The following is a 6,150-nucleotide window of genomic DNA, read 5'->3' as shown; positions in this document are numbered from 1 at the left end:
CACCCCGCAAACCCGCACGGCTACGTTGCCGAGAGGTCAAGAAAGGCGGTTTTTGGAGGTGAAGTGTCGAACTCGGGATCTCCGGGTCGATCTGCGAGGTCCCAGACCGGCCCCGGAGTGGCCCCAACTCCGACTATGCCAGGATCATGCACATCGAATAACAGTGAAATCTGGTCATCGCGAGCAGTTGTGTGCCCGACATGAGCACCGCGCTGGCGGTATCGGCGCGCTCCGCTTATTTGACTGAGCAACTGCTTTCGACCCGTTACGGACGGTCAAGAGATTGGAAAGCTGACCATCAACGTTGGAGCTGGTAGAGATCCACTCGAGCGATCGGTTACACGTCATCTGCGCCGGGGTGGACAACATGTGAGAAGACCAGTGGGATTGTCGACAACGTATTGCGCAGAAATGCCGGCCGCAAATCGATGGAGCCAAGGTCTAACAATGCGTGCCATTGAAACATGAGCCTAAGGTCTGACTCCAAACCACTGTAGGAGCGTGCCTTGTCGACGAGAGGCGACCCTTCCGACAAGGCGACTTGGAAGTAGAACCCAATCTCGTGGTTTGGCTCGCCCTTGATGTCGAAGAAGTTCTCGACAACATGCACGAGCGGACCGCAAGTCACTGCCTCTCCAAGTTCCTCCTTCATTTCACGAACTACCGTTGCCGAGGCAGCTTCGCCGATCTCTACCCGCCCGCCCGGCAAGGACCAATAATCATCGTCGGCTGCGCGATGCAGCAAAACGTGACCGTCGTGAATCACTATCGAAGCAGCACGAACTTGAAATCGCTGGCCGTTCACTCGGACGGAAATCATGACGTTTAACGTTTGAATTCAGCGGGTGACGAAATGCGCAGCATTTCGGCGGTCCGCTGGAATGATTGGTTAGCCTATTTACCAAAGGGAATGAACGTCAATACCGGATCGACACCAACCTTTTTTGTTTTGATTGCCTGCTTTAATTCGACAATTCGCTTTTCGGTGATGTCGGTCAGACAAGACAAACGCTCATTTCCTGCACTCACGACTTGAAAACCATTGGTACAACCACTGTCTTCACACCATCGAGCCTCCTCGCCATCACATATTATGTCGCGCTGAACAATCCAGTTTCGTTGAATTTTACGCAACTCAATTTTTTCCGAAGGACTGAGAACCGAAACAAGCTGGCGATATGTTGTGTTAAGTCTCTTGTCACTCTGTTCGAGCTGATAAGATAGACGTGAGTTCTGGCACTGGAGATTACAAGCAGTACTGATTTGCATACAGCAAAGGTTAAGCAGGATAAGGACAAGAAATTTCGTGCGCATAAATTACTGTTAGGCTAACTATAAATTTGGACAGCAATTTTGCTGTATAACTCCGGGCGCTGCTGGATAACATCCCGGCAAGGAATCTGCGTAAAGCCGCTTCCTACCTATCTTTCCGGCGAGTAGGAGCGGTTTTCTACCCGAGTAAACGCCGACAAAAGCAGCAGCTGACCTGCATGGTACAAAAGATCTGAGTGACTGCTTTGCATTCGGCGGTTGTCTGTCTGCTTCTGGCCGACAGCCGCCAACCGACCCTGTTGATCAGCAGGCTAACACCATAACAACAGCGCCGTAATCGCTCCGGTTCATCAAGGCCACCGGATTACGCAATAACCCCGCCAGCCAAAGCCGACCGAGAGGAAACCCAATGCCCGAACTGCGCAATATATTGGCGGACAGCGCTTGGCTCAGGGGAAAAACGGCCGGCGCTCAATGTCGCGCGTCAATCCGGATCGGGCGCCTCATGCAACGGCCGGATCTCGATTTCACAGGCTTCCGGCATGGGGTTCGGGCAGCGCTTCGCCCAGGCCACCGCCTCGTCCATGTCCCGCACCTGCCACAGCCAGTACCCGGCCACCAGCGTGGCCGGCTCGGGGAAAGGCCCGTCAATCACGGTGCGGTGCTCGCCGTCGAAAGCGATCCGCTTGCCGCAGCGCGAGGGCTTGAGCCCCTCGGCTACGATCAGGATGCCCGCTTCGGCAAGCGTTGCATTGAAACGCCCCATGGCTTCGAGCATGGCGTCTGTCCAGGGCGTGCGCACGAAATCCGTGTCGCCGTTCGCTGTCGATTTCACCAGCACCATGACCCGCATCGAATCCTCCTGTCATAAGCCGAAGTCCATCGCCCGGCCTCATTCTCAGCGGTCACCCCGCGCGGCCTTGCGCGCTTCGGTGTATGCCCACCACGGTCGGGCGGGCCCGCCTTTCAGGAACTCGGTCACCGACATGAACACGTCGATCACGCAGGGGTCATGGCGGGCGCCGCTCAGTTCGCACAGGCGCCGGTACATTTCGTAGGGGCAGGCGCCCGCGATCTGTGCGGGCTCCTCGAAACCCAGCAGGCGCAGATCCTCTGCGGCAGCCTTGCCGATGTTGGGCAGATCGGTCAGGCGACGGAGGCGCGTGCGTTCGACTTTGTCCGGGTTCATGCGGGCTCACCTGAAGGAAAAGGGGCGGTCTGTTGCGTCCGGCACCGGGCCGGCCGCCAGCCAGCCAGCCATCATGCAAGCCGTACTGCACCGGGGTCAATCGTCTGCAGCGCGGAGTTCAGTCTTTCCTGCCGGTGGCGGGCCGGTCGGCATCGCTCAGCGGATAGGCATCCGCCACATAGGCCGGGCCCTTCATGAGCATCACGATGAAGGCGGCGGTCCCCATGACGAGCACCACCCACCAGTAGACGGCCAGCAGCACGAGCAATTGCGCATCGCGGATATCGACGAGCCGGCCGGTGTCGCCCAGCGGATCATGCGGCGGCCAGATCCGCATGGAAATCATGGCCAGCGCGATCAGCACACCACCGGCGAACATCAGCCAGGGCACACGGCGCAGAAAGCGGCGCTCGAAGCCCGGCGGCGTGCGGCGATAACCCGGCAATTTGCGAAACCAGTCCATCGTGATTCCCCGCGAGCGGGCGGCGAGGGTTTTGCCGCCCCTCTGCCAAGCATAGGCCCGGCGGGCGGACTGCGGTAGCCCTGCCTCGCAGCAGTGCGGGCTCAGAATCGGCTCAGGGCATGCGCGGCGATATCGCCAATCGGCAGTTCGGCATTCGCGGCGCCCAGGCGCACGGCTTCGCGCGGCATGCCATAGACGACGCAGGTCGCTTCGTTCTGCGCGATCGTATAAACGCCCGCCTGCTTCAAGGCCTGCAAGCCGAGGGCACCATCCTTGCCCATGCCGGTCAGCAGGATGCCGACGGCGTTGCGGCCGACATTGGGCGCGGCAGACAGGAAGAGCTTGTCCACCGAGGGCCGGTGCAGATTCACCGGCTCGTCCTCGTTGATGCCGATCTGGTAGAAAGCGCCGCTGCGGCGCAGGATCATGTGCTGCCCGCCGGGCGCGATGTAGGCGTGGCCGGGCAGGATGCGTTCGCCCTGCTCGCCTTCCTTCACCGTGATGCGGCAGATGCTGTTGAGCCGTGTCGCGAACGAGGCGGTGAAACCCTTGGGCATGTGCTGGACGATCACGACCGGCGGGCTGTCCGCCGGCAGGGCGACGAGCACCTCGCGGATGGCTTCGGTGCCACCGGTCGAAGCGCCGAGCAGGATCAGCTTCTCGCTGGCCCCGCGAATGCCGGAGGGCACAACCAGCGCCGGGCGGGCGCTGGCCGCGGCGGGGTCGAGCCGGCGCACCCGGCTGCGGGCGGCCACACGGACCTTGGCGACGATTTCGGTGCTGTACTGCTCCAGGCCGCCGCCGAAATTCCCCGAAGGCTTGGTGACGTAATCGACGGCGCCCAGCTCCAGCGCGCGCAGCGTGGCGTCGGCGCCGCGCTCGGTCAGGCTGGAGACCATCACCACCGGCATCGGCCGCAGGCGCATGAGTTTCTCGAGGAACTCGAGACCGTCCATGCGCGGCATTTCAACATCGAGCGTGAGCACGTCGGGGTCGAGATCCTTGATCATCTGGCGCGCAATGATCGGATCAGCGGCAGTACCCACGACCTTGATGTCAGCCTCCTTGCCCAGGATGTGACTGAGTATCTGACGAACCAGTGCGGAGTCGTCAACGATGAGAACCTTGATCATGTCTGTACCCGGTTGCTTTGCATGTCTTCAAACCTGAATAACGGCCACCTGCGACAAAACCGGAGTGGCACCTGTTTGCGGTTATCAGAACAGATCCACGGAGCCCTCCAGTTTGACGCGCTCGAGCATGGCTTCGTATTCCATTTCGCGCTGCACGATCGTGTCGTTGTGGAGCGTCCTGATTTTCTTGACCAGCACACGGCCTTCACAGGGAAAGAAGTAGACCTTGCGCGGATGCACGTCGAGCATGTCGCGCGCCCGGACCGGAATGCCTTCGTCCTCGAGATACCGGAGAGCGAAGCTCGCGTTGCGCGCCCCCACATCGGTCTGGGTCATGCTGGCCAACACTCGGCCGGCACCAAATAGCTTGGCTTCGAGCCGGTTACGCGCGGCGCCGGCCTTGATGAGATTATTGATGAGCATCTCCATGGCATACGCGCCATAGCGCATCGATTCGCTCAGCAGACCTCCTTCGTGATGATCCGGCAGCATGAAGTGATTCATGCCGCCCACCCCCGCCACCCGGTCATAGATGCAGGCCGACACACAGGAGCCCAGCACGGTGACGATCACGACCTCGCGTCCGGTCACGAAGTATTCGCCGGGCAGGATCTTGATGGCCTCGATCTTGAAGCGCTGGTCGTAGTAGCGGTTCGGCGCCGAGCCGTAATCAGCCATGGCGGCGCCCGCCCACACGGTAGGCCGTGCGCCCGATCGGCGTGAAGACCTGCCGGTCCATCGGCGGGCTCTCCGAGTGGCCCAGAAAGAGCACCCCGCCCGGCTCAATGACATTGGCAAGATGCGACAGCAGATGAGCCTGCGTGGCCTTGTCGAAATAGATCAGCACGTTGCGCAGGAAGACGGCGTCGAAGCGGTGCCGCATCGGCCAGGCCTCGTCGAGCAGATTCAGCCTGCGGAAGCTGACCATGCTGCGCAGGCCGGGCACGATGCGGACCTTGCCGGCATGCGGGCCGCTGCCGCGCTGGAAGTAGCGCCGGCGCAGCGCATCATCGAGCGCGTCGACACGCTCGATGGCATACACGCCGGCTCGACCGTGCTCGATCACCTTCGAATCGATGTCGGTCGCGAGAATCCTCACCTCATCGGTCGCCCGACGCAGGGTTTCGGCAACCGTGATCGCGATGGACCAGGGCTCTTCCCCGGTCGAGGAGGCCGCGCTCCAGATCCGCATCGCGCGCTCACCGGCATGGGCGCGAAGCTCGGCGGCCAGCATCTCGAAATGGTGGCGCTCGCGAAAGAAGGCGGTGAGATTGGTTGTCAGTGCGTTGGTGAAATGCTCCCACTCCTCTGACTCCGGCCGCTGCAGCACAGCCAGATAGGCCGCGAAACTCGGCACGCGGAGTGCACGCAGGCGGCGCGCCAGGCGCCCATAGACCAGATCCTGCTTCGAGGTGGAAAGGGAAATTCCGGCGCGCTCATAGATCAGACGCCGGACCTCCTCGAAGTCGGCCTCGGTATAGTCGAACTCGCGCTCGACCTTCAGCAGATCGTGATCGGGCAAGAGGCCGATGACCTGGGCCATGCTCATGGCTGGCCACCCGGACTGAAGTGCCCCGCCCTCCTGCACTCATCGCCGGCACACCGGCGCACCGGCAGCGGCGCCCGGGAGGGCTTCGCCCGGTGAGCCCCGAGCCTGCAGGAAGTTGCGTGCGCCCGGGCGTTCAGAATTCGCTCCAGTCTTCATCAGTGTTGAGGGGGCGGGCGCCGGGCGATGAAGCCGGCTTGCGAGTGCCCCCCTTGCCCGGCGCGCGTGCGCGGGCGCTGCCGGATCGCCCTCCGGCGGCCATTTCCGGCGCCGGCAATGAGGCTGCGCGGGCAGCCGTGCCGGCCTGCGCCGCGAGTTCCAGCGCCGGGGCCTTGCCCCCTGCTGCCCCGTCGTCTTCCTGCAGACGGAAGCGGCGCACGATCTCCAGCAAGGTCGCCGCCTGCCCCGAGAGCGCTTCGGCCGACGCTGCCGCCTGCTCCACGAGTGCCGCGTTCTGCTGGGTAGTCTCATCCATCTGCGTCACCGCCACGCTCACCTGCTCGATGCCGTTGCTCTGCTCCAGGGACGCCGCCGAGATCTCGTTCAT

The 6,150-nt window shown here is 62.1% G+C and carries 8 protein-coding genes and 1 pseudogene; all 9 read right to left on the bottom strand.

The annotated features are described in order from the left end of the window. Positions 1-337 precede the first annotated feature (337 nt). The gene (locus ABDB87_RS20405; protein ID WP_345930534.1) at positions 338-820 is read right to left on the bottom strand and encodes an NUDIX hydrolase; all 483 of its coding nucleotides are present in this window, start codon (positions 818-820) and stop codon (positions 338-340) included. Between the two features lie 74 nt (positions 821-894). Then, positions 895-1,269, bottom strand: coding sequence for a lysozyme inhibitor LprI family protein (locus ABDB87_RS20400; protein ID WP_345930532.1), 375 nt, complete (start codon positions 1,267-1,269; stop codon positions 895-897). Positions 1,270-1,756: 487 nt separating this feature from the next. Further along, positions 1,757-2,125: a YciI family protein gene (locus ABDB87_RS20395; RefSeq protein WP_345930530.1), complete on the bottom strand. Its 369-nt coding sequence runs from the start codon at positions 2,123-2,125 to the stop codon at positions 1,757-1,759. 45 nt (positions 2,126-2,170) lie between these two features. Continuing rightward, on the bottom strand, positions 2,171-2,461 hold the full coding sequence (locus ABDB87_RS20390; RefSeq protein WP_345930528.1) for a helix-hairpin-helix domain-containing protein: 291 nt from the start codon (positions 2,459-2,461) through the stop codon (positions 2,171-2,173). Between the two features lie 118 nt (positions 2,462-2,579). After that, entirely contained in the window at positions 2,580-2,924 is a 345-nt protein-coding gene (locus ABDB87_RS20385) for a hypothetical protein (RefSeq protein ID WP_345930526.1), read from the bottom strand. A 101-nt stretch (positions 2,925-3,025) separates the two neighbouring features. Next, on the bottom strand, positions 3,026-4,057 hold the full coding sequence (locus tag ABDB87_RS20380) for a protein-glutamate methylesterase/protein-glutamine glutaminase (RefSeq protein ID WP_345930524.1): 1,032 nt from the start codon (positions 4,055-4,057) through the stop codon (positions 3,026-3,028). Between the two features lie 84 nt (positions 4,058-4,141). Beyond that, positions 4,142-4,735, bottom strand: coding sequence for a chemoreceptor glutamine deamidase CheD (cheD, locus tag ABDB87_RS20375; protein WP_345930521.1), 594 nt, complete (start codon positions 4,733-4,735; stop codon positions 4,142-4,144). Next, positions 4,728-5,606 carry a CheR family methyltransferase gene (locus ABDB87_RS20370; RefSeq protein WP_345930519.1) on the bottom strand — a complete coding sequence of 293 codons (879 nt, stop codon included), beginning with the start codon at positions 5,604-5,606 and terminating at the stop codon, positions 4,728-4,730. The genes cheD and ABDB87_RS20370 overlap by 8 nt, the downstream gene beginning before the upstream one ends. A gap of 133 nt (positions 5,607-5,739) precedes the next feature. Continuing rightward, positions 5,740-6,150: pseudogene (locus ABDB87_RS20365) on the bottom strand (methyl-accepting chemotaxis protein); the annotation flags it as partial.

The sequence above is a fragment of the Uliginosibacterium paludis genome (assembly GCF_039631355.1).
In the GTDB taxonomy this organism is placed as follows: domain Bacteria; phylum Pseudomonadota; class Gammaproteobacteria; order Burkholderiales; family Rhodocyclaceae; genus Uliginosibacterium; species Uliginosibacterium paludis.
Note: the sequence above shows the minus strand (reverse complement) of the source record. Positions and strands in the feature narration are given on the sequence as shown.

What these genes read in the sequence shown, in the direction of transcription:
- ABDB87_RS20400 (WP_345930532.1), bottom strand. Translation starts at nt 1,269, where the DNA reads ATGCAAATCAGTACTGCTTGTAATCTCCAGTGCCAGAACTCACGTCTA.
- ABDB87_RS20405 (WP_345930534.1), bottom strand. Translation starts at nt 820, where the DNA reads ATGATTTCCGTCCGAGTGAACGGCCAGCGATTTCAAGTTCGTGCTGCT.
- cheD (WP_345930521.1), bottom strand. Translation starts at nt 4,735, where the DNA reads ATGGCTGATTACGGCTCGGCGCCGAACCGCTACTACGACCAGCGCTTC.
- ABDB87_RS20390 (WP_345930528.1), bottom strand. Translation starts at nt 2,461, where the DNA reads ATGAACCCGGACAAAGTCGAACGCACGCGCCTCCGTCGCCTGACCGAT.
- ABDB87_RS20395 (WP_345930530.1), bottom strand. Translation starts at nt 2,125, where the DNA reads ATGCGGGTCATGGTGCTGGTGAAATCGACAGCGAACGGCGACACGGAT.
- ABDB87_RS20370 (WP_345930519.1), bottom strand. Translation starts at nt 5,606, where the DNA reads ATGAGCATGGCCCAGGTCATCGGCCTCTTGCCCGATCACGATCTGCTG.
- ABDB87_RS20380 (WP_345930524.1), bottom strand. Translation starts at nt 4,057, where the DNA reads ATGATCAAGGTTCTCATCGTTGACGACTCCGCACTGGTTCGTCAGATA.
- ABDB87_RS20385 (WP_345930526.1), bottom strand. Translation starts at nt 2,924, where the DNA reads ATGGACTGGTTTCGCAAATTGCCGGGTTATCGCCGCACGCCGCCGGGC.